This is a genomic window from Streptomyces durocortorensis, from assembly GCF_016901035.1.
GTDB lineage: Bacteria > Actinomycetota > Actinomycetes > Streptomycetales > Streptomycetaceae > Streptomyces > Streptomyces durocortorensis.
Genome location: NZ_JAFEUF010000001.1, coordinates 83,530 through 104,554, shown reverse-complemented (window position 1 = coordinate 104,554; position 21,025 = coordinate 83,530). Strand labels below are relative to the sequence as shown.

The 21,025-nt window shown below is 66.6% G+C and carries 16 protein-coding genes and 1 pseudogene; 9 read left to right on the top strand and 8 right to left on the bottom strand.

Annotated elements, in window-relative coordinates; genetic code table 11:
- Positions 1 to 216: 216 nt before the first annotated feature.
- A pseudogene (locus tag JS521_RS00425) lies at positions 217 to 665 on the top strand (transposase family protein); the annotation flags it as partial.
- Here JS521_RS00425 and JS521_RS00420 read toward each other — a convergent pair.
- The gene (locus JS521_RS00420) at positions 640 to 1,398 is read right to left on the bottom strand and encodes a hypothetical protein (protein WP_205080714.1); all 759 of its coding nucleotides are present in this window, start codon (positions 1,396 to 1,398) and stop codon (positions 640 to 642) included. The pseudogene JS521_RS00425 and the gene JS521_RS00420 sit on opposite strands and share 26 nt — an antisense overlap.
- 501 nt (positions 1,399 to 1,899) lie before the next feature.
- Between JS521_RS00420 and JS521_RS00415 the strand changes: the two genes are divergently transcribed.
- On the top strand, positions 1,900 to 3,186 hold the full coding sequence (locus JS521_RS00415; protein ID WP_205080713.1) for a hypothetical protein: 1,287 nt from the start codon (positions 1,900 to 1,902) through the stop codon (positions 3,184 to 3,186).
- A gap of 193 nt (positions 3,187 to 3,379) precedes the next feature.
- Here JS521_RS00415 and JS521_RS00410 read toward each other — a convergent pair whose 3' ends face one another.
- Positions 3,380 to 3,778: a DUF302 domain-containing protein gene (locus JS521_RS00410; protein ID WP_030812994.1), complete on the bottom strand. Its 399-nt coding sequence runs from the start codon at positions 3,776 to 3,778 to the stop codon at positions 3,380 to 3,382.
- Between the two features lie 160 nt (positions 3,779 to 3,938).
- Here JS521_RS00410 and JS521_RS00405 point away from each other — a divergent pair, with 160 nt between their 5' ends.
- Genes JS521_RS00405 through JS521_RS00395 form a run of 3 tightly spaced genes read left to right on the top strand, consistent with a single transcriptional unit; the run spans position 3,939 to position 6,468 of the window.
- On the top strand, positions 3,939 to 5,303 hold the full coding sequence (locus JS521_RS00405; RefSeq protein ID WP_205080712.1) for an MBL fold metallo-hydrolase: 1,365 nt from the start codon (positions 3,939 to 3,941) through the stop codon (positions 5,301 to 5,303).
- Positions 5,304 to 5,362: 59 nt separating this feature from the next.
- Positions 5,363 to 5,728, top strand: coding sequence for a rhodanese-like domain-containing protein (locus JS521_RS00400; RefSeq protein WP_205080711.1), 366 nt, complete (start codon positions 5,363 to 5,365; stop codon positions 5,726 to 5,728).
- Positions 5,725 to 6,468 carry a sulfite exporter TauE/SafE family protein gene (locus JS521_RS00395; RefSeq protein ID WP_205080710.1) on the top strand — a complete coding sequence of 248 codons (744 nt, stop codon included), beginning with the start codon at positions 5,725 to 5,727 and terminating at the stop codon, positions 6,466 to 6,468. The genes JS521_RS00400 and JS521_RS00395 overlap by 4 nt, the downstream gene beginning before the upstream one ends.
- A 44-nt stretch (positions 6,469 to 6,512) precedes the next feature.
- Here the strand turns inward: JS521_RS00395 and JS521_RS00390 are convergent, their stop codons facing one another.
- Positions 6,513 to 6,800, bottom strand: a complete 288-nt coding sequence (locus JS521_RS00390; RefSeq protein ID WP_010056191.1) for a metal-sensitive transcriptional regulator — start codon at positions 6,798 to 6,800, stop codon at positions 6,513 to 6,515.
- A gap of 83 nt (positions 6,801 to 6,883) precedes the next feature.
- Here JS521_RS00390 and JS521_RS00385 point away from each other — a divergent pair, with 83 nt between their 5' ends.
- Both JS521_RS00385 and metG read left to right on the top strand, forming a co-directional pair.
- On the top strand, positions 6,884 to 7,459 hold the full coding sequence (locus JS521_RS00385) for a rhodanese-like domain-containing protein (RefSeq protein ID WP_205080709.1): 576 nt from the start codon (positions 6,884 to 6,886) through the stop codon (positions 7,457 to 7,459).
- 480 nt (positions 7,460 to 7,939) lie between these two features.
- Positions 7,940 to 9,661 carry a methionine--tRNA ligase gene (metG, locus tag JS521_RS00380; protein WP_205080708.1) on the top strand — a complete coding sequence of 574 codons (1,722 nt, stop codon included), beginning with the start codon at positions 7,940 to 7,942 and terminating at the stop codon, positions 9,659 to 9,661.
- A gap of 42 nt (positions 9,662 to 9,703) precedes the next feature.
- Here the strand turns inward: metG and JS521_RS37320 are convergent, their stop codons facing one another.
- Positions 9,704 to 10,174 carry an MGMT family protein gene (locus tag JS521_RS37320; protein WP_307847718.1) on the bottom strand — a complete coding sequence of 157 codons (471 nt, stop codon included), beginning with the start codon at positions 10,172 to 10,174 and terminating at the stop codon, positions 9,704 to 9,706.
- Positions 10,171 to 10,962, bottom strand: a complete 792-nt coding sequence (locus JS521_RS36300; protein ID WP_239486554.1) for a hypothetical protein — start codon at positions 10,960 to 10,962, stop codon at positions 10,171 to 10,173. Before JS521_RS36300 ends, JS521_RS37320 begins: the two co-directional genes overlap by 4 nt.
- A 705-nt stretch (positions 10,963 to 11,667) precedes the next feature.
- On the opposite strand from JS521_RS36300, the gene JS521_RS00370 reads away from it, so the two are divergent.
- A complete protein-coding gene (locus JS521_RS00370; RefSeq protein WP_073788316.1) occupies positions 11,668 to 11,856 on the top strand; it encodes a hypothetical protein in 189 nt (62 codons plus the stop codon).
- Between the two features lie 202 nt (positions 11,857 to 12,058).
- Positions 12,059 to 12,562: a very short patch repair endonuclease gene (locus JS521_RS00365; RefSeq protein ID WP_205080707.1), complete on the top strand. Its 504-nt coding sequence runs from the start codon at positions 12,059 to 12,061 to the stop codon at positions 12,560 to 12,562.
- 124 nt (positions 12,563 to 12,686) lie between these two features.
- Here the strand turns inward: JS521_RS00365 and JS521_RS37315 are convergent, their stop codons facing one another.
- From JS521_RS37315 to JS521_RS00350, 3 genes are read right to left on the bottom strand one after another with little or no spacing between them, the layout of a single operon-like run.
- On the bottom strand, positions 12,687 to 17,723 hold the full coding sequence (locus JS521_RS37315; protein WP_205080706.1) for an FtsK/SpoIIIE domain-containing protein: 5,037 nt from the start codon (positions 17,721 to 17,723) through the stop codon (positions 12,687 to 12,689).
- Complete coding sequence (locus tag JS521_RS00355) at positions 17,720 to 19,159, bottom strand: hypothetical protein (RefSeq protein ID WP_205080705.1); 1,440 nt, start codon at positions 19,157 to 19,159, stop codon at positions 17,720 to 17,722. The genes JS521_RS37315 and JS521_RS00355 overlap by 4 nt, the downstream gene beginning before the upstream one ends.
- Entirely contained in the window at positions 19,159 to 20,991 is a 1,833-nt protein-coding gene (locus JS521_RS00350; RefSeq protein ID WP_205080704.1) for a hypothetical protein, read from the bottom strand. The genes JS521_RS00355 and JS521_RS00350 overlap by 1 nt, the downstream gene beginning before the upstream one ends.
- Positions 20,992 to 21,025: the final 34 nt, after the last annotated feature.

Sequence of the window (21,025 nt, the reverse complement as noted above, 5' to 3'; positions counted from 1 at the left end):
CTCCCAGCGCCGTCGGCGGGGCTTCCTCTTCTCGATCCGGTCAACAGCCGACCGCAGTTCGACTTGCTCCCCCGGCCGCTCGGGAACGAGGACGGCGTCGTGGTGGGCGAGCAGGAGTTCGAGCACCCCGCCGCTTGCTGATGCGGGCGCCGGCGACAGGCCAACCGGTTCTCGGGGTCGGCCTTCTCCGGCCCGGGCGGGGGCTCAGCAAAGCAGCAGGTCGCGGATCGCCTCAGTGATCTGGTCGGGCGCCGCCGGTCCCCGCAGCCGGCGTCCAGGGGCTCCGTGGCCGGGACCGCACTGCTCGACCAAGTCGCCGCCGACCACCCAGGTATCCGCAAGGCGTGCGGCGACGGCGTCTACTGCCAGTACCTCGTCGAGCACGCCGGCCTCCTCGGTATCGACGTGGAGATCACCACCCGCAAACCCGGGACCAGGGGCTTCACTCGCATCTCCGAACGGTGGGCGGTCGAGCGAACCTACGGCTGGCTCATGCTCCACCGGCGCCTGGCCCGCGACTGCGAAACCCTGCCCACCCGCCCCGAAGCCATGATTGACCTCGCTATGACCGGTCTTACGGCCTGGCGTTCCCGGGATGGAACATCCGATGGAAACGGCCCCTGACGGAGCTACGCCGGGTCAGTTGTGGTTCTCGTCGATGGTGACGGCGATGCCGTTTTCGACTTTGACGACCACATCGATGCTCTTCTCAGCGGCGGCCTCGAGCTCGTCCTCGGTGCACTGCTTGATTTCCTCGCGGTCGCCGCAGATCAAGCCGGCTCCGTTGATGACGGTCTCGTTGGAGGTGAGGAACGCCCGCCGGCCCTCGTCGTTCGCGACGGTGTACTTGTTCGGCGCCAGGTACGCGAGCTTCCCGCTCCACAGGCCGGACGTCTTGCCGTCATTGCTGCCGGAGTGGTCCTCGATGACGCTGACGGCGATGCCGTTCTTCAGTTTGACCGTGGCGGAGACTCCGTCCCTGGCGGCGGCCTCGAGCTCGTCCTCGCTGCAGGGCGTGGCTGCCTGGCCGGCCGCGTCCCCGCAGATCTTCCCGGCGCCCTGGATGTCGGTGTCCGTGGAGGTGAAGAACTGCTGCTTGGTGTCCTTGAGATCGGAGACGGTGTACTTGCCGGGGGCGAGATAGGAAACCGTGCCGAACCAGGTACCGGTCACCTCCTTGCCGTCGGACTTGTTCCCGGTGGTGCCGTCGGCCTGTTCCTCGTCGCTGCCGGAAGCCTTGGTGTCACTGCCTGACATCGCCTTCGTCTCCGAGGACGAGGAACTGGAGGTGTGCGCCTTGTCGTCCCCGGAGCCACCGTCCTGACAGGCCGTAAGAAGCGTGGTCGTAGCGATCAGGGCGGCGGCGGTGAGGACGGACTTGCGGTGGCTGCGAAGCATGTGGCCTCTTCCTGTGGCTGCTACTGATGTGCGGCCAGCCGGCGCAATGCGCGGAACGGCTGTGCACTCGGTCGATCAACAGCCTTCCTGCTGCGGTGATCGTGACGAAAGAGCAGTTACAAGGTGATGACACCCCTGCCGAGTTCACGGGACACACGGGCACAAGCCGGGCACAACCTTCTCCCCGCGGGCACATCCTCCAGCCGCCGAAGGCGCAAGACGCAGCCGCGTCGTGGAGGCCCAGAAGCTGCGACAGGTTGCACGCTCGCCTGGCTGGTGAACTCGCGCCCGCCTCGGCGTTCACGGAGCGCAGTTGAAACTCGTGACACCGCGGTTGCCCGATTCGGCGGCGGATGAGGCCGCGGGTGAGGGAGTCGAAGGCGTCGTGAAGGTCGCGATACTTGTGGGCCTCGCCGCACAGGAACGTGCTGAAGACTGACCCGGGACACTTCCACCCACCGCATCAAGCTGTACGCCCGTACCCGACGACAAGGAGTATCCGTGCAGAGCGACCGGCCCCCGGTACCCCACGCGCCTCTCTCGCGGCGACGGCTCTTCGGGCTTTCCGCCGGGGCCCTTCTGGCTGCCGGGTGCACCGGCGGCGCGGACCGCGACGACCAGGGGAACGGCGCCTCGGGCAAACCGGAGAGCACGGAGTCCGTGAAGCCCCGCGAAGCCGTGCCGGACGGTGCCCTGGGCGCGAACTTCAACGAGGACCCCACCTACGTGGACAAAGAGGCCCTGGACGGCCTGGGGACCAGCTGGGTGCGTGGCTTCACCGTGCTGGACCGCGTCAAACAGGGCACGGCCGCGGAGCGCCTGCGGGCGGTCGAATCGCTCCTGGACCTGCACGGCCAGGGCTTCGGCACCATTCTGGCGCTGAAGTTCCAGTTCAGGAAGGAGGGCCGGACGGTCCCGGTCCCGGGGAGCAGGGAGATGCGGGCCGAACTGGCGGCCGTGGACAAGGTCCTTGAGGCCGTGCTGGACAAGGTGGCGATCCTCACCCTCGGCAACGAACCCTTCCTGGAAACCCGTCCGCAGGAGAGGGGGAGCAAACTCAACCCCTTCTACCAGGCCGTCGCGAAGCACGTCATCGACTACCGCGACGAGCACTTCCCCGAGGGGTGCCGCACCCGGCTGCACATGGGCGCCCTCAACCATCTGGACGACCCCGCGATGCTCTCGGACGCCACCGGGGAGTGGATCGACTTCGTCAACCGGACCCCGCAGCTCGACGGACTGGACATGCACCCGCACGTCACCTCGGCCGGGGCCGCCCGGAAGTACCTGGACTACGTCCTGCCCCGGCTCGACGACGGCAAGAAGTTCCTCGTCACCGAGTTCTCCCTGGTCAACCACTATCAGCGGCAGATGCCGAAACCCCTGCCCGCCCCCTTCGTCACCGCCCACGGCAAGGAACTCGGCCTCGGTCGTGACACCCGGGTATGGCAGTTCCTCAAGGCAGCCGCCGAACGCCCGCTCACCGAGGAGCAGTGGCGGGACTTCCTGCGGATGAGCCCGTGGTTCGAGAGCCAGAAGCACTTCATGCGGGACCAGGTGACCGCGTACCGGGAGACGGGCCGTCTGGCCGCAGCCACCTACGGCGTGGTGCAGGGCAAGGCATCCGTGCGGGACATCACCGGGAAGACGAAACCCTGGATGCTCAACAGCCTTTACGTCCCCCGCACCGTCCGCCACGAACAAGGCGCCCCACTCCCGCGCACCTACACCGTCTTTGACGACTTCGCCGCCCTGCAACGCGAACAGGACCGCCTCCCGAAGCCCTGACCCGCTCCGTGGATCCCGAAGAGCCTCTGCGGGGCTTCTCACGAGCCGGGTTCGAGGTATCCCTCACCGAGGCAGGGGCCAGTGCATCACGCACTGGGGCCGGCACCGCCTTCCCTGCGGCCCGCCCCGGCCCGGGCGCGGCCCGGTCCAGCTGGTCAGTGGTCCGTCTGTGCGTGGTTCTCGGTGTCGGTCCTCATGCGCCGGTCCCCTTCAGGGAGGCGAGAGCGGCGTCCAGCCGGAGGGTGGCTTCCCGGGCCACGGGCGCCATCGCATCGAGTCCGGTCAGCGTGACCATGGTGCCGGGATCGACGGCCTGCACGACCACCTGGTCGCCGTCGGCGCGCACGACGACGTTGCACGGCAGCAGCAGACCGATCGAGCGGTCGGCTTCCAGGGCCTGGTGTGCGAGGGGCGGGTTGCAGGCGCCGAGGATCAGGTAGGGCTCCATGTCATGCCCGAGCTTCGCCTTCAGCGTGGCCTGCACGTCGATCTCCGTCAGGACCCCGAAGCCCTGCTCGGCCAGTGCGTCACGGACCTCGCGCTGAACCTGCTCGAACGACCCCTTCACGCTCACGGTGCGGTCGTAGCCCATTGCCTGCCTCCTCGTTCGCGGGAGCGGTCGGCCGGCGAAGCGGCCGGTCCGCAGTACGGATGACTGCTGCCACCCGAGTCGAAATATACCCCCGGGGGTAAGAGTGCTACGGTGGATTGCATACCCCGGGGGGTAATTTTCGTACGGAAGGAGCATCGCGGTGTTTTTCGTTGACGTGATCGAGCTGGAGGGGCTGGGCAACCGCAGCTATCTCGCCGGCGGTCCGGCGGCCGCGGTGGCTGTCGATCCGCCCCGGGACATCGATCAGGTGCTGGCAGCGGCCGCCCGGCGCGGGGTGCGTATCTCGCACGTGGTGGAGACCCACATCCACAACGACTACGTCACCGGCGGACTGGAGCTGGCCCGGATCGCGGGCGCCGTCTACCTGGTGCCCGCCGGTGCGCACGTCTCCTTCGCCCGCACTCCCGTGCACGACGGGGACGCGGTCGACATCGACAGCACCGCCGGCCTGGACCTGGCGGCGATCGCGACTCCCGGACACACTCCGCACCACACCGCGTACGTGCTGCGGGAGGCGGGCCGGCCGGTGGCCGCGTTCACCGGTGGATCCCTGCTGATCGGTACGGTCGGTCGTCCCGATCTCGTCGAGCCCCGCCTGACCGAGGAGTTGGCGCGGGCCCAGCACGCCTCGGCGCACCGCCTGGCCGAAGCGCTGCCCGACGAGACGGCCGTGCTGCCCACCCACGGGTTCGGCAGCTTCTGTTCCTCCGCGCAGGCCGACGGCGACAGCACGACGATCGGCAAGGAGAAGACGGCGAACGCGGCCCTGACAGTGGACGTGGACACATTCGTCGCCGACCTGCTCGCCGGCCTGGAGGACGTGCCCGCCTACTACACGCACATGGGCCCGGCCAACGCGGGCGGACCCGACCCGGTCGACATGACTCCGCCGACGGTCGCCGATCCGCAGGAGATCGCCACCCGGCTCGCGGCCGGGGAGTGGGTCGTGGACCTTCGCAGCCGGATCGCCTTCGCCGAGGGGCATGTCGCGGGCTCGTTCAACTTCGAGCTGGACGGCAAGCTCGCGACGTATCTGGCCTGGATGATTCCGTGGGGCAAGCCCGTCACCCTGCTCGCCGAGAGTGCCGAGCAGCTGGCCGCGGCCCAGCGGGAACTGGTCCGCGTCGGCATCGACCGGCCCGCCTCCGCCGCGACCGGTGGCCCGGCGCAATGGCTGCGCGAGGGTGAGCGTCCCGCCTCGTTCCCCCGCGCCACCTTCGCCGAGCTGGCAGGTCAGGACATGGACGAGGTCGTGGTGCTGGACGTGCGCCGTGATTCCGAGCGCGCCGAAGGCCGGATAGCCGGCTCGGTGCACATCCCGATCCACCAGGTGCACCAACGCATCGGTGAGGTACCGGACGGGACGGTGTGGGTGCACTGCGCGGGCGGAATGCGCGCGGGCATCGCCGCCTCCCTGCTGGATGCCGCCGGACGGCGGGTGGTGGCCGTGGACGACGGCTTCGACGCTGCCGAGAAGGCCGGGCTGACCGTCCTGACCGGCTGACCAGGCACCAGGCCGGCGCCCCCGCAGAGGGCGCCGACGAAAGATGAGGCGAGTATCTGATGTTCCTCTTCCGCAAGAGCCGGAAGCGCGTGTCCGTCGACGAGGCGCAGGCCATCACCGGCGGCGATCAGTCCGATGCCGTTCTGCTGGACGTGCGCGAGAAAGACGAGTGGAAATCCGGGCACGCCCCCAACGCCGTGCACGCCCCGCTGACCGGCCTGGTCACGGGTGGGGCCCTGCCCGCGACCGCGCAGGGCCGGGCGCTGGTGGCGATCTGTCGCAGCGGGCACCGCTCCCAGCAGGCCGCGAAGCTCCTGGCCGAACGGGGCGCGGACGCGGTGGACGTGGAGGGCGGCATGAACGCGTGGGCCGCCGCCGGGTATCCGGTAGTCGACGAGCGCGGGAACAGCGGCTCGATAGCGTGAGCACCCTCGTACTCGCCCTCGTCGCCGGGGCTGTCATCGGACTGGCCCTCGGCACCCTGGGCGGCGGTGGCAGCGTCCTCGCGGTCCCCGCCCTGATCTACCTGCTCGGCTTCTCCCCGGCCTCGGCCACCACCGCCAGCCTGATCATCGTCACCGCGACCTCCGCCACCGCCCTGTACGCCCACGCCCGCGACGGCAACGTCGCCTGGAAGACCGGCGCCCCGTTCGCACTCGCGGGCATCGTCCCGGCCTTCCTCGCCGGGGCCGCCGCAGGTCACCTGCCCGCCGCCGTACTCACCGCAGCGTTCGCAGCCATCGCCGCCCTGGCCGCCCTGCGCATGCTGCGCCCCACCGAATCGGCGCCGCCCGAGTGGATACGTCCGGCCAAAGCAGCCGCCACCGGAGCCGGGCTCGGCGCCGTCACCGGGTTCCTCGGCGTCGGCGGGGGGTTCCTCGCCGTCCCCGCCCTGGTCAGCGTCCTCGGCCTGCGGATGAAGCAGGCAGTCGGCACCAGCCTCCTGGTCATCACCGTCAACTCCCTGGCCGCCCTCACCGCCAGAACAGGGGCTGGAGGAGACGTGCGCTGGGAAGTGATCGCCCCCTTCACCGGAGCGGCGATCCTCGGCGCCTGGGACGGAAAACGCCTGTCCACCAAGATCAGCGGGCAGCGCCTCCAGCGCGTCTTCGCCTACGTTCTGTTGGCGGTGGCGCTCTGGATGCTGATGGACGTCGTCATCTGAGCCGAGCGGTGGGCACGATCACCGCCGCGCTCCGGTCGGCCCCATCAGGCCAGGGACAGGAACAGCTTCTCCAGTCGGGCGCGCATCTCATCCCGGTCCTCGCCGGAGCGACTGCCGTCCTCCATCTCGGTGAGGCACTGCTGGAGCCCGGTGGCGATGATCGCGAAACCCGCCCGGTCCAGAGCCCGGGACGCAGCCGCCAGCTGCGTCACGACCTCCTCGCAGTCCCGCCCCTCCTCGATCATCCGGATCACCCCGGAGATCTGCCCCTGCGCACGGCGCAACCGGTTCAGAACCGCTTTCAGCTCCGCACCCGCCAGATCAAGCTCCATCATCACTCCTCATCACATACCCCCAGGGGTAAATATACTCCCCCGCGCGGGGGCCCCGCCGACAGCAAAGGATGACACTCGCCATGACCACGCCCACGGCCCTCGGTACCGGTGAAGCCCGCACCCGCCTGCACGAACTGACCGTCATCGACGTCCGCACCCCCGGCGAATACGCCGCAGGTCACCTGCCCGGGGCCCTGAACATCCCCCTGGACCACATCCAGCGCGCCCTGCCCGACATCCGCGACGCGGCGCACCGCAAGGACGTGCTGGTCGTCTGCGCATCCGGTGCCCGCTCCGAGAACGCCTGCAAGATCCTCGCCGAGAACGGCATCACCACCACGACCCTCTCCGGCGGCACCGGAGCCTGGGCTGCCGGCGGCCACGAACTCCACCGTCCGCAGGGCCCGGCCCGCACCGTGTGGGGCATGGAGCGCCAGGTCCGCCTCACTGCCGGCGCCCTCGTCCTGCTCGGCCTTCTGCTCGGCGTTCTCATCCACCCGGCCTTCCAGATCCTGTCGGCCGGCATCGCTGGCGGGCTGGTCTTCTCCGCACTCACCAACACCTGCGGCATGGCCGCGGTCCTCGCCAAGCTCCCGCACAACCGCCCCCGTGCCCACGACCTCGACCGCACGCTGGCGGAACTGCGCAGCCGCTGATCTGCGACGCCACAAGGGCGGGGGGCCCGGCTGACCGGCCCCGCCCGGCCCTTGAACCTGCCGCTTGGCACGTCACGTCAGCTCTGCGCGGAGGGCTCGCTCCTCGACGTCACTGCGCCGCTTCCGGACGGGCCGCAGCAGTACGGGGCTGCGCGAGGCACCGGGACTTCCCGATGAAGAGGGGAATGCGTAACCACGGTCATACGTGCCTAATATGAGGACCGCCTCGGCCGTTCGAGACTCGCTTGGCCGCCTGTCTCGGACGGCCGAGCGCCTTTCCGTGCGAGCGCGCCCGGCGGTAAACGACCCGGCGGAGTGGTACCCGGGTGCCATACGATTGCGGCGGTTTGCAGCTCTGGCTATCACCATGCGAGACACGATTGAGCGCCCCTGTGCGGTCGCGCCTGCTGCACCCTCCCGACTTCGGTCCGCCGCGGGCGCTGCCGCCCGCGCCAAACGTACGAAATGGAGCATCCAAGGATGGCTCGACACCTGGTAACCAGCGCGCTTCCCTACATCAATGGGATCAAGCACCTGGGCAACATGGTCGGGTCGATGCTTCCGGCGGATGTGTACTCCCGGTACCTCCGCCAGCGTGGTCACGATGTCCTGTACATCTGCGCCACCGACGAGCACGGGACGCCGGCCGAGCTGGCGGCCAAGGCGGCCGGGGTGTCGGTGGCGGAGTTCTGCGCGCAGGCCCACGATGCGCAGAAGGATGTGTACGACGGGTTCGAGTTGGCCTTCGACTACTTCGGCCGCAGCTCTTCGCAGCAGAATGTCGAGATCACGCAGCACTTCTCGCGGAAGCTGTGGGACAACGGCTTCATCGAGGAGCGGGCGATCAGCCAGGTGTACTCCCCGGTGGACGGTCGATTCCTCCCTGACCGTTACGTCGAGGGAACCTGCCCGCACTGCGGTTACGACAAGGCGCGCGGCGACCAGTGCGAGAACTGCACGCGCGTCCTGGACCCGACGGACCTGCTGGAGCCCCGCTCGGCGATCAGCGGCTCCACGGAGTTGGAAGTCCGCGAGACCAAGCACCTCTTCCTGCTCCAGTCGAAGCTCCAGCACGAGGTTGAGGCGTGGGTGGCCCGGCACGAGGCCGAATGGCCGCAGCTGTCTTCCTCGATCGCCCGCAAGTGGCTGACCGAGGGCCTGAACGACCGGGCGATCACGCGCGACCTGGACTGGGGCGTTCCGGTCCCGGCGGACACCTGGCCGGAGCTGGCGGCCGAGGGCAAGGTCTTCTACGTCTGGTTCGACGCCCCGATCGAGTACATCGGCGCGACGAAGGAGTGGGCGGACGCTGCCCCGGACGGCGATAGCCGCGACTGGAAGTCCTGGTGGTACGAGGCCGACGACACGGTCCGCTACACCCAGTTCATGGCGAAGGACAACGTCCCGTTCCACACGGTGATGTTCCCCGCCACCGAGCTCGGCGTGCGCGAACCGTGGAAGAAGGTCGACGTCGTCAAGGGCTTCAACTGGCTGACGTACTACGGCGGCAAGTTCTCCACCTCGCAGAAGCGGGGCGTCTTCACCGACGCCGCGCTGGAGACGCTCCCGGCGGACTACTGGCGCTATTTCCTGGTCGCCAACGCCCCCGAGTCCGACGACTCCTCCTTCACCTGGGAGCACTTCGCCGCCACGGTCAACAAGGACCTGGCCGACACCCTCGGCAACTTCGTCAACCGCGTTCTGTCCTTCTCCCGCAAGCGCTTCGGCGACGAGGTCCCCGCAGGCACGGCGGCCGGCGAGGCGGAGACCCGACTCGGCGAGGAGATCGCCCGCCTCCTGGCCGAGTACGAGGAGCACATGGACGCTCTCCAGTACCGCAAGGCCGGCGCCGCGCTGCGCGCCCTGTGGTCGGCGGGCAACTCCTACCTGGAGGAGAAGGCCCCCTGGCTGGAGATCAAGACCGACCCGGAGGGCGCGGCCCTGACCCTGCGCACCGCGATGAACCTCATCCACCTCTACTCGGTCGTCTCCGAGCCGTTCATCCCTGCCTCGGCGGCCGCCATGCGCGGGGCCTTCGCCCTGGAGAGCGACACCGCGACCTGGGTGACCGCCGAGCAGACGAAGTCCCTGGACGCTGTCCCGGCCGGCACGCCGTTCACCGTGCCGCCGGTGCTCTTCGCGAAGATCACGGAGGAGGACCTGGAGTCCTACCGCGAGCGCTTCGGCGGGGCTGACGCCTGAGCCAGGGACCGGTCACGATGGGCTGAGGGCTTCGAAGGGCTCTCAGCCGTCGAGGACGTGTCGGAGCTCGTCCTGGCGCAGGCGCTGGTCCGGGTCGGCGGTGTCCCCATCGAAGCGCACGCCTTCCCTGATCAGGAGGGATGCGGCGGTGTCCGTACGCGAGGGGTCGGGCCACTGGAAGCCGGGGCTGACCTTCCCGGCGGCCGTGAGGACGCGCCAGGGGTTGGGGCATCGACCGCAGGTGCCGAGGTGCTGACCTATGGGGACGGCATGGCTCCCGACCGCCGCCGCCAGGTCGCCGTAGGTGGTCCATCGCCCAGCCGGGACACCGCTCAGCAGAGTGTGCAGCCCGGTCCAGTCCTTGCGAGTGCCGCTGAGCTGCCTGGCCAGCCCGGTGAGGTCGGACCCTGCCAGCGTGGCCCATGCGTCGGGGTCGACGTCGGCGGGCACATGGGCGGTGTCCACGTCCCACCACGTCGTTCCCTGTATGCCGTCGGCGGTGCGTCCGGTCACGTTCGTGAAGATGTGGTTGGCCAGCCCGGTAGGGGAGTAGGAGGCTCCGTCCGCGTCCCAGACCAGTGGCTTGGCGGTGTCATTGGTCCAGGTGGCGGCTGCCCGGCCGGTGTCTGCGCCACCCACGCCCGGATTTCGGCGCGGATCGCTTCCGTCACACCGTGGCGCGGTGTCATCAGCAGCCTCGCCCCATCAGGCAACAGGCCCGCGCCGACAAGCACGTGGACGGCGTTGCGTGAACGCGAGCGTTCCTGCAGCTTCTTGGCCGCCGCCTCGCCTTCGACCCGGGTCGGGGTGAGCGTGAACTCCTCGACCTCAGGGGTCGGATAGACCTTGGTGAACCCGGCGACGATATGCCCTTCCACCCGCCACAGGCCGACCTGGACGAGGTCGATGTCGATGCCCATCTCCGAAAGCCGGACGACGGAGTGGGTGACCTGCTTGGGGAAGTCGGCGGCGATGATCACCTGCCGGGGCCGCTGGAGCAACGCCGGGCTCCACTCCCCGTCCACGTGGTCGAGCAGCCGCTGCCTGCACGCGCCGATGTCGAGGACCTGCCCTCTGCGCGACAGGAAGCCACGGTGCGCCTGGGCGAGGGTGCCGAGGCCGAAGCGGGACACCAGGGCGGCGTAGGTGATCGCTTGGAGGTGCACGTCCCGGTCGGCCGTCCCCTGCTTCAGCTCGACCACTACGAGGCGCCCTGTCGCATCCAACCCGAGCACGTCCAGCCGGTCGCGGGCCGGCACTCCGTCGGTGTCGGCCCACCGGTCGTACTCCGCGGTGATCACGAGCACTGACTCCCCGAGCACCTGGGGATGGGCGATCACTCATTCCTGGAGGTGCTGCCGCTCCAGCAGGCTCTCGGCGGCGAGCCCGGTGCGCGATATCGGCGTGGCCGTCCGGCCGTCCACGGTGAAGAGATGATCCACGGTGCCCCCTCGTGCGCCCGGCGCGGTGCGTCGGACGCCCAGAGCGTACGCGGGCGGGGTTCCTCTACGAGGGCTATCTCGCCGAATCGTCGAAACGCCGAACTGCTTCGGGAGCCAACGGGGAGCCGGACTCCGAGATCGGTTCCCAAGACGCCCCCGGAAACCACTCAGCGGCCTGATCCATTAAATGGATCAGGCCCCTGACCTGGTGTTTCAGCTGTCGGGGTGGCGGGATTTGAACCCACGACCTCTTCGTCCCGAATGAGGGTCGGTTATTGATCTAGCCAGTGCGGATGGCGTTTGCGCTGGTCAGAGCGTCGGCCTGTCTTGGTCTCGGGTGGTCTCGAAGGGGCTTGGGGAGCGGGTTGGCTCCCAGATGGCTCCCAGCGAGACCTCAGGCAACCGCTGCTGAGTCCGCGTTTCGCGCCACCCACGGAGGCCGACGAGGCGAGCAGTTCGACATTCGGCTGAGCCACGCGGAGCTGGCCCAGCATTCTGCAGCAGGCGACCACGCGACGTACGGCGCATAGCCCAGCCCTACCTGGAGCCTGGCAGACTGCGATTGTGATACGCGAACCAGCAGAACTGCAGATCGATGACGACGGCCGCGTGTCCCTTCCGCTGGGGCTCCTCGCGGAGGCGGGCCTGGATGCAGGCGGCCGGATCCTGGCGTTCAGCGACGGCGACGGGCGCATTGTGCTGCAGCGAGAGGTAGACGCCTTCAAGGCCCTGCTGCAGGACGGAACTCTATGAGTGGGGAGCCCACCGCCGCGAGGCCATTCCCGTTGCAGCGATCGGGGAGGTCGGTGTGCAGCCAGGTAGCGTCCGTGGGTGCGAGACTTGCGACCGCCCGACCTCGGCACGGGGAAGCGCCGAGAATGGAGTTGGACGGACAGGAACAGGTCCTCGCCGGGCGGGACGCCCTGGAGGAAGTTGTCTCTGAGCTGCTGGGAGTATGAGCGAGCAAGAAGTACCAGAAGCGTCGGCCGAGCAGTGGACACTGCCGGAGGGGTCGTGGGCGTCGTCGGCCGCGACCCGGCGGAGCATGCTTGGCAACCGAAGTCGTGATACCGAGCCCGAGCTGCTCCTTCGCTCGCTTGTCCATGCCGCTGGACTGCGCTACCGGGTAGCGGCAAAGCCGCTCCCGAAGATGCGCCGCACGGCCGACATGGTCTTCCGCCCTACGAAGGTCGCAGTCTTTATCGACGGCTGCTTCTGGCACGGCTGCCCGGAGCACTTCGTGATGCCCAAGACGAATCGGCTGTACTGGGAAGAAAAGATCGGCCGCAACATCCAGCGCGACCGGGACACAGACAACCGCCTCACGGAGGCAGGCTGGCTGGTGCTCCGTTTCTGGGAACACCTCGAACCAGAGGCGTGTGCCGCCACTGTCATTGAGGCAGTCCCCCCCCGACGGCAGGAGGTCCAAGCCTCAAAGCACCCGAAGATGACCTCCTGACCGTCACGTCGCTGGCGGCAGCGGTCAGCTGAACTCCGCCGGGTTCAGCGAGAAGAGCTCGTACCAGTGGTGGCCTTTTTGGCCTCTCTACGAGATGGATTTGATCAAACCTGGCGGGACCTGGTCAGCTCCCGTCGTAGGCCACCTGCAGTCGCGTGGTGCTCTTAGCCGTGTGCAAAAAGGCGTCGCCCTGTCCGGCGAGAGCTTCGGCTCCTGTCTCGTCCAGAATGATGCGGCTGTCGGTCGCTGTCTTGACCCGCAGGGCGAGTTGGGCAGGGAAGTTGGAGCGGATGGTCGTAGAGATGACGTCCGCACTCGGTCGCTGCGTGGCTGTAATGACGTGGATGCCCGCAGCGCGGGCTTTCTGCGTGAGGCGCTTGAGCAGCGCTTCGATCTGCTTCTTCTCTTCGGGATCGCTAGTGAGATCGGCGTACTCATCAAGGACGATGACGATCCAGGGCTTTCGATCTGCCTTGTCGACCTTGGCGTTGTACTCGACGAGCTTGCGTGTGCGGATCGCCTTCATGTCCTTGTAGCGCACGGCCATCTCTTCGACGGTTTCCTCAAGGATCTCGATGGCATCGGCAGCGTCCATACCGATCACGCCGTCAAGGTGCGGGTCGTCCTCGAAGTCGACAAGCTCGGTGCCCTTGGGATCAACGAGGCGGAGTCGCAGGGTGCTCTTGTCGTACCGGACCAGGCCCTTGAGGATCGTATCCAGCGCGACGGACTTTCCCGATCCGGTAGTGCCGGCCACCAGCAAATGCGGTGAGTCTGCGGAGGAGAGGTCAATGGTGACCGGGTTGCCCTCGATGTCGGCGCCCAGCGGGGCGATGAGGCTCTCGGGATTGGCCGGGCACCGCAGCCACAGCGCCTTGGCGTCGACCCCGTACTTCTCGTCGTCGATCTTGGGGATCTCGAAAAGCACGGAGCCGCGGTCGCTGCGGGCACGAATGCTGAACCCGGAGGGGAGCGCCAGGGCCAGGAAGATCTCGTCGCGTCGGTTGGTCAGCTTGTCCACGGTGACCCCAGGATTGGGGATGAACCGGAAGATATAGAAGCCGGGGCCCTCCTGCCACTTGCCGACCTCCGGTGCGGTGACCGCGACCTTGTGGCGGGCAAAGACGTCAACGATCTTGTTGTATCGAAGCGCCAGCTCCTCCTCGGAGAGCCCACCGCGGGAAGCTTTCAGAGGTGCAGGACCTGCCTCTGCGGCAGGGTGACGTGCAAGTACCGCTCCTGGCGACGCTGTTAGAGCGGCAGCCCCGCCGGCCTCGGCAAATGCCGTTGTTTCATCCAGAGTGGGCGGTTCGGCGGAGAGGCCCACAGAGGAGGTTTCGACGGCAGTGCCAGCGGCCTTCACGGTCCCGCTGAGGTCTCCAGAGACAACAAGGGGATCGGCGTTGGTGGGGTCCTCCTTGGCGCGTAGAGCGCCGATGAGGTTCAGCAGTTCCCGTTTGTTCAACCTCACCAAGGTGTGCCTGCCGAGGCTTCCGATCGCGGGTGCCGACTGATCGTCCTCTGCCGAGATAGCCACGGCAACGCCAGTAACATGGCCGAGTTGGACATCCTCGGAGCGTAGGGCATCAAGGACCTTCGCCTCGACCTGGCGGTGGTCGTCATTACCGATCAGGGTGCGAGCTGGAAGGTCTTCGGCCTGCGTGGTCTTTCCACTGGTCTGAGCGATCGCGGCAGCAAGCTCGTCCAGCCAGAAGGGCCGGTCGTGGCGAGCCTCGCCTTCCGAACGGAAGGCATCCCTACACAGGTCAGTCGTGCGGTTGAGCTGTTCCTCAGCCGAACCGACGTCGAAGGTCTGGCGGAACTTGGACTCGGCGACCAGGACATCCAGGCGAACAGTGCCGTCGTCCTGGACCGTCAGCACAAACCGGCCGAGGTCGGCACGAGTCTTGTGTCCGCGGCCGAACCAGCGGTGGTGCTCGTCGAAGCTGATCCACGTGACCAGGCTCGTGCCCTGCCTAGAGACGGGAAACTGCTGGTCGATGACAAATCGCGTGGCTACCAGGCCGACGACTTCGTTGACCGTAGTGCCAATGCCGAGGGAGCGCAGCACGGCGCCAGGGGCCACGTTGCGGCCGACCTCGTAGATTCGTTTAGCGGTGCTTTCCGAGTCCTGCGGGGTGACGACACCGATCTGCTCAAGGCGGCGGCACAGTCGCTGAACGACGAACTGCCGACCTGTCTGCGAGCTGACAATGAGGGTGTAGGACTCGTTCTTGCCGACGCTGGGCTTAACGAGGATGACGTCAGGGCGGTTGCGCAGGGAGTCGATTTGCTCACGGCCGATGAAGCTGTCGAGAGTGACGACCCAGTGGGCCACACGGTGCAGGGTCTCGAACAGGTTCTGGTGCTGGTCGAACTGCACCTGCATCTCGAAGTAGTCGATGCCGTCGACACTCTCCCGGGAGACCGGGGAACGGCGGTCGTAGCGCACGCACAAGGTCGACCAAGACTCAAGAGTCTCGTCGGCGGTCTCAGGCAACAGTGCTCTCACGACGTTCTCGCTGGTCTGAGCCAGGTTGTGTGAAGCTGGGTGTTTCCAGGGGTTGAAGTAGCCCGACAGGGACTCCTTCTTGGTGCTCTCCTTCATACTGGTCTGCGTGCCGAACAGCGCCGGCGCCAGAGCGAGGTCGATGGTGTCCTCCAGCCCTGACAGGTCTGCTTCCTGGTCGGGCTCCCATGCCTGAAGGATCAGTTGGACGTCGGGCAGGAAGCTGTCGTCGGACATCTCCGTACCGGAGAACTGCAGGTCGAAACCCTGGATGATCTCGTGGTGGGTGGCCTGCGGAGCCAGTACAACCAGATCAACTTTCAAACGAGGGTTCTTGGCCCGCATCTGCTTGGCCACGCGCATCGGTAGGACAGGGTCGCCGTTGCGGTCCAGAAGCAGTACGCGCAGCCCATCAAGCTTGTGGGGGTAGGTCGTCAGGTAGTCGGTGATGACGCGGACCATCTCGTCGATCGCAGTCTCGTCGACGCTGGAGAGCCAGTCCTTGGACTCGTTTCCGCCGTAGCGGACCGGTGCGTACTCCTCGTGCCCGGCCGACTCTCGCATCGGAATGGCAATCGTGCCGCCGGGACCGACGAGGACAGCGGGTGTCCCGTGTGGGGAGATACGCTCAATGGCGTCGAAGAAGAGCTCCTCGTTTTCCTGGTTTAGGCTCAGACCTCCCTCCTTGTTCAGGGCGGTCTCGATGCTGTCAGCAGCCTCCTCGTAGTTCTTTGCCAGCCAGCGCAGCTTCAGCGGGTGAGTGGCCAGCATCATCATGCGGTGGTCGGCAAGCCCGACAACATCGGTCAGGACGACAGCCTCGAGGTCGGCGTTCGGAGCGTTGTCGGGAACCAGGGTGGTGCGAGCTTCGCGGAGCACGCCTTCCCACTCGCGTACGTAATCGTTGATCTTCCCGGCGTCAAGCCCGTCGCAGAACCGGCTGAAATGCTCAAGCCTGAGGCGCTCCAGCTGACTGGCAAACTGCGATTCGGAAACAGGCAAGGGTTCGTCGGCCTGCCACTGCCGGGGGTCATTGAACCTTTCGAGGAAGGTGTCAAAGGTCAACTTGCCGGTATGGCCAGGGGGAGTTCGCCAGCCGTGTATGAGAGCCGCCAGCGCGATTTGCCCCGGGATGCCAAGAGGGTCCCAGCGAAAGCGTCGCTGGGCGCCGTCCATCTCGACCAGGATGCGCAGCGGGGCCCACTCCGTGTTCGGATCGAACGGCTCGTCCTCCTCCGGGAGGGGCGGCTTGGTCAGGTCCAACAGGCACTTCTTGACGTCCAGAGTCAGACGAAGACCGGTGGATTCCCGGACGTCATCGAGGGTGTTGGCGTACAGGAAAGCAAAGAGCCAACGGCTCCACCGCCCAACTTCCTGGTTGCCTTCCAGCCCGACGACGACGGAGCCTTCCTCTTCATCGGAGAAGTAGGTCAGCTCGCGCAGCAGGGCACGCAGCGGGTCCTGGACGAACTGAGAGTCCGGAAAGGCAAGCTTCTCGACTTTGCGGCGCGACCGCTTGGACAGCAGGTCGGCCAGAGGATCCGCCCCGCAGACAGGAGCCTCGTCAAGGAAACGCTGTGCGGCTTCCTGATCTCCGAGATCGAGTGCATCTTCGATCACCATGGCGTCGAACTCGTCGACCCGATCTGTGTCGGCCTTCTCGATCTCCTGCCGGACCTGCTGGCCCAGGCCGATCTTCTTGGACTTCTGTTCGAAGACTTCCAGCCAGAGGGTCAGGTCCTGTCCTCGGCGCAACTGACGAGAGTCCTGCGGAGTGGAGCCACTGCGATTGAGGTTGAGTACGAGGCCGCGCATGAGCTCCTTGGCAGTCTCGGAGTCCGTGCCGACGTGGTCCAAGGACTCCGCACTGAACTCGGTCGCGCTTATGCGGTCTATCAGGTCGTCCTCGGTGATCTCCTTGCCCGTGGGCTGCTTGAAGGCACTTACCGAGACGTTCTTCTTGATCCGGGTGGTCAGCGCGGCGGGCTTGACGAAGAGTCCTCGGTCCGGGAAGAGATCAAGAGCCGGCAGGGCAGCGGAGATCTCCGGGTAGACCACGTCAGGGGTGCGGACCTGAGTTGCTGCGACCTTCTGCGCAGTGTCGACCAGGAAGGCTGCCCAGCGGTGCAAGGACCGGGGCTCCTCATCCGTGACGGCACCCCAGATCGCCGGCAAAACGGTGCCCATCGCGGCTGGAACAGTGCCGATACCCCCCGCTTCCCGCCATGCTTCCGCCATGAATCTGTCGAACCCACGCTCGCCGGAGGGGTCATGGTAGTTCCCCAGGATCGTGGCATCGTTCAGGGCGTTCATGGCCGCCAGCCCCTGTGCGTCCGGAGACTGCCCCCACTCGAAGAGCAACACCGCCCTGCCCTGTCCTGAATTTCGCCACTTGGTCAGCTGGTCCTGGGGCCTCAACAGGTAGTCAGCAGGGACACCTTCGATTGGCTCTGAGGTGCCGACCTTGACGACAACCTGACTGTCCTGCGAGCCCAACAGCTGCCGGGCAGTGCGGCGGAGTGCCTCGGCCACGGTCGGTCGGTCGAAGCCGCTGACCCGTAGGACGGCGCGGGCCCCGTTGGCCTCAGTGACCTTGCGAAGTGCTTCGTCGGCGACGAACCGCCCGAGCGCTCGGATGCTGCTGTCGGTCACCGGGGCTCCCCTCGAACCATGCTGGTTGCATCTGAATATTGAGTGAGCAGACCAATAGCGGCGAGTTTCTCCCGGAACGCCTTGCCGTTGTGGTCAAGGACCGATGGGTCGACCTCGTAGGCCAACGGGCTCGCTGCCGCGACCTTGTCCTCCATCACAAGCCCATACCTCTCGTACAGCAGCGTGCAGAACTTGTCGAACTCCATCTCCGCTTCCTGAGCGACGGTGGCAGAGACCAGAGCCTCGAGCATCGGTGGCTTCATGGTGAAGTGTCGTCGCCCGGCCGTCGCGTTCAAGGCTCCGACAGCGGCGAGGGTCTCGCTGAAGAACGCTCGGGGTGAGGCGACCGCGGTGCCGCCTTCCTTCATGAATCTCTCGTAGCGGCGTTTTTTACCCTCGTCGCCTTCGGCTTCGCCGATCATTACCTGGGCCTGGACGTTGATCGCCTTGACGATGTCGTTGCGGAAGCCGGCGAGGTTCTTCTGCGATTCCCTGCGCAGCGGGGTTGCCTCGTTGCCGAAGTCCAACAGGATCGACTCACGGTTGGTGGCACCGAGCTTGGTGCGTGCGAGGTGGAGCTGATGGCGTGCCAAGCAGTAGGGGACCCAGTGCATGAGGCTCTCCGTGCGCTTGGCCCTCGGGACCGTAGCGATCCGACTGACGATGTTGCAGGTCCCCTCCCTCAGCAGATCAGGCCACGGGCTGAGCTCCTCATACAGCTCGATTCCTGTGTCTGAGCCTTCCACGGGAGATTCGTCGTAGTCGAAGTCGTGCGCGCTGAGGGCCTTGGCGAGATTGCCCAGTGGGGTTTCGCTGTCCTGCACGAGGTCGCTCAGGCCCTGCCGGGTCGCTTCCTTGCGGGTAGGAGCGAGGTCGGCACGAAGGGCCTTGTAGGCCCAACTCCCACCATCGCGGAAGAGGTAGCGCTCGATAGTAGGAGCGTTGATGCCGACATCGACTTTGGTGGCCTGCTTGCGCTTCTTAGCGCTCTTCTTGGCATCGATTTGCTTGACTCGTCGTTCGACTGCGTCGTAGTGGATGAGCTCACCGACGAACGGATAGATGTGCGCGCCGAACCAGCTGGGCTGACTGCGACGCCCTGGGATTTCAACCAACAGGGAGGAGAACAGAGCGTGGAGCGTTTCCATCGTCTCGGGAGAGTCCAGCTCGACGGCCTTGCCTAGTTCTTCATTGCCCTCGACTATGGGGGCCTTGGTCGCGATTCGCCGGGCCAGGTCGTGAGAGGTTCTCTTGTAAGCCGTGCCGGCTCCGTTGTCCAGGAGCCCCGCGAACTGCTCCGGGTCCTCCTGATGCGCCAGGTAGACGCCGCGGGCGATCGCGAGCATCTCAAGCGGGATGTAGAAACCGCGGCCCTGCTGTTCGAGATTCACCCCAAAGAGGCGAAGGACCACCTCGGCCTTGGAACGATCAGCCATTACGCACGCACCGACCTGATCTTGTCGCCGACGTCGATCATGAGTTTTCGCATGACGTTGCCCACCAGTACCTGGATCTCGTCGTCCTTGTTCGACGAGTCAGCCAGCTCGGCCAGGGATCCGCTCAGGCCGCGGATCTCTGCCTCGTGCTGCACCTCGCTGCGCAGGCCCGCGGCCCACCGCGTCAACAACTCGAAACGCAAGAGGTCCGCTTCCACCGAGACTGCGTCCTGGTCAGGGGCGACGGCTGGGATACGGATGTAGATGGCCCGGTTGAGCCACTCGACGGCGTTCCGCATCTCGGGGGTGGTGCTCGTCCCGGCTTCCCGTTGCCACTGGGTGACCTGGTCGACCACCTCGACGCCCTTGCTGGGCACTCGCCGGGAGACCACGGCGGCGCGGGCGCGGTGTGTGAAGAAGGCGGGGTCAAGTACGAAGAAGTCAGGGTTGCTCGATGCCCGGTGAATGCCCTGGACGGCCTCCAGGCCCTTGAGAAATAGGTCTCGCACTCTGGTGTCTGCCGGGTCCCGGTCCTTGTCCTGGACACGCACAAAGTCGTCTCCGGCCTGCAGACCCATTCGGGCGGAACGATCCGTATCGTCGTCGCTGTTGAAGAAGTCGGCTCGCCGCAGGAACGTGTATAGGCCCCGCAACTGTTCGGCCTGCTTTTGGGCGTCCCGATTCGTGCGGACCTTATTCAGGTAGCTGCTGGAATCCGCGGGAGGGAAGTCGCCCGCCGTATCTAGGTCCAGTCGGTCGTCGACCTGGCGACGGGAGACCCGGCCCGGGTCCAACTTTCGTAGCGCGAAGAAGGCAGGAACCAGGTGACGCTGTTGCTGACTCAACCGGTCGCCGAAGAGCGCTTGGTGGTACAGGTGGGGAGCTTGCCACTGCCGGTTCGAATGCGACCGCTGGTACCTGGCGTGGACGTCATCGCAGGACAGGCCGCCGGTGAGCATGTAGCTGGTGACCGAGAGCGCCTGACGTGTCGTGATAACGGCCCCGGTCCGCTCGGCCGCAGCGAACATGTCCCGGATCGCGACCCGGCGCTGTGGCCCGCGGGTGGGATCACTCAGTTCGTTGCGATTGGCCAGGATCGGGCAGACCTTGCGTGCATCACAGGTCTCGCACCGCTTCCACCGCGATGACTGGGTCGTTGTCCACTGCTTCAGGATCCAAGGGATGAGCCCGCCGTTGGAACTGTCTGCCGCTACGGATTGGTAGTTGAGGTTGATGACGGTCACTGCACCATCAGAGTCACTGACCTGCCCGCGAACTATGCCTTCCGTTAGGGTCTGCACCAGAACCTTGGCACGTCCCGTGCCGGTTTTGCCGAGGTTGTCATCCTCGGCGACGCACTTGCGCAGTTGGCCCTCGTTCGCGCAGATGATCGCGATGCCGTTGTCCGGAGGGTCGAGAAGCTCCACGAGCTTGTGAGCACCGGCCTGCGGGCTGAGCTCGCTCAGATCGCTGAGGATGTACAGCGGGCGTCCGCTGCGGGTCCGGCCGACAGGGCGGCTCGCGCCTTTTGCCTCGGACAGGCCGAGGAAGACCGCCTTCCGGACATCTGGCGTGATCGGCTCGTCACCAGCCCGCAGCTTGGCCAGAAGGCTGGCGCACAGGCTCGTCTTGCCGTGCCCGGCGTCTCCGGTGAGGACGATGGTCTTCGTGGTCTGTCGCTCGATGGCGCTCAGCAGGTAGTCCAGCGTCACGACGGGGAACTGTGGCTGTGTCCAGTCTGCCTGCAGCTCATAGACCATCTCAGAGGTGTCGACGTCGAACGGCTGATAACGACGTATCCGTTGGACGTGTTTGTTGACCTCTAGCGGCATGCTGCTGTCCTTCGTCGATCGAGCCCAGGGCTGC

Coding starts and splice junctions, on each gene's coding strand:
- JS521_RS00420 (WP_205080714.1), bottom strand. CDS start 1,398: ATGCTTCGCAGCCACCGCAAGTCCGTCCTCACCGCCGCCGCCCTGATC.
- JS521_RS00410 (WP_030812994.1), bottom strand. CDS start 3,778: ATGGGCTACGACCGCACCGTGAGCGTGAAGGGGTCGTTCGAGCAGGTT.
- JS521_RS00400 (WP_205080711.1), top strand. CDS start 5,363: ATGTTCCTCTTCCGCAAGAGCCGGAAGCGCGTGTCCGTCGACGAGGCG.
- JS521_RS00390 (WP_010056191.1), bottom strand. CDS start 6,800: ATGGAGCTTGATCTGGCGGGTGCGGAGCTGAAAGCGGTTCTGAACCGG.
- JS521_RS00385 (WP_205080709.1), top strand. CDS start 6,884: ATGACCACGCCCACGGCCCTCGGTACCGGTGAAGCCCGCACCCGCCTG.
- metG (WP_205080708.1), top strand. CDS start 7,940: ATGGCTCGACACCTGGTAACCAGCGCGCTTCCCTACATCAATGGGATC.
- JS521_RS00365 (WP_205080707.1), top strand. CDS start 12,059: ATGAGCGAGCAAGAAGTACCAGAAGCGTCGGCCGAGCAGTGGACACTG.
- JS521_RS00355 (WP_205080705.1), bottom strand. CDS start 19,159: ATGGCTGATCGTTCCAAGGCCGAGGTGGTCCTTCGCCTCTTTGGGGTG.
- JS521_RS00350 (WP_205080704.1), bottom strand. CDS start 20,991: ATGCCGCTAGAGGTCAACAAACACGTCCAACGGATACGTCGTTATCAG.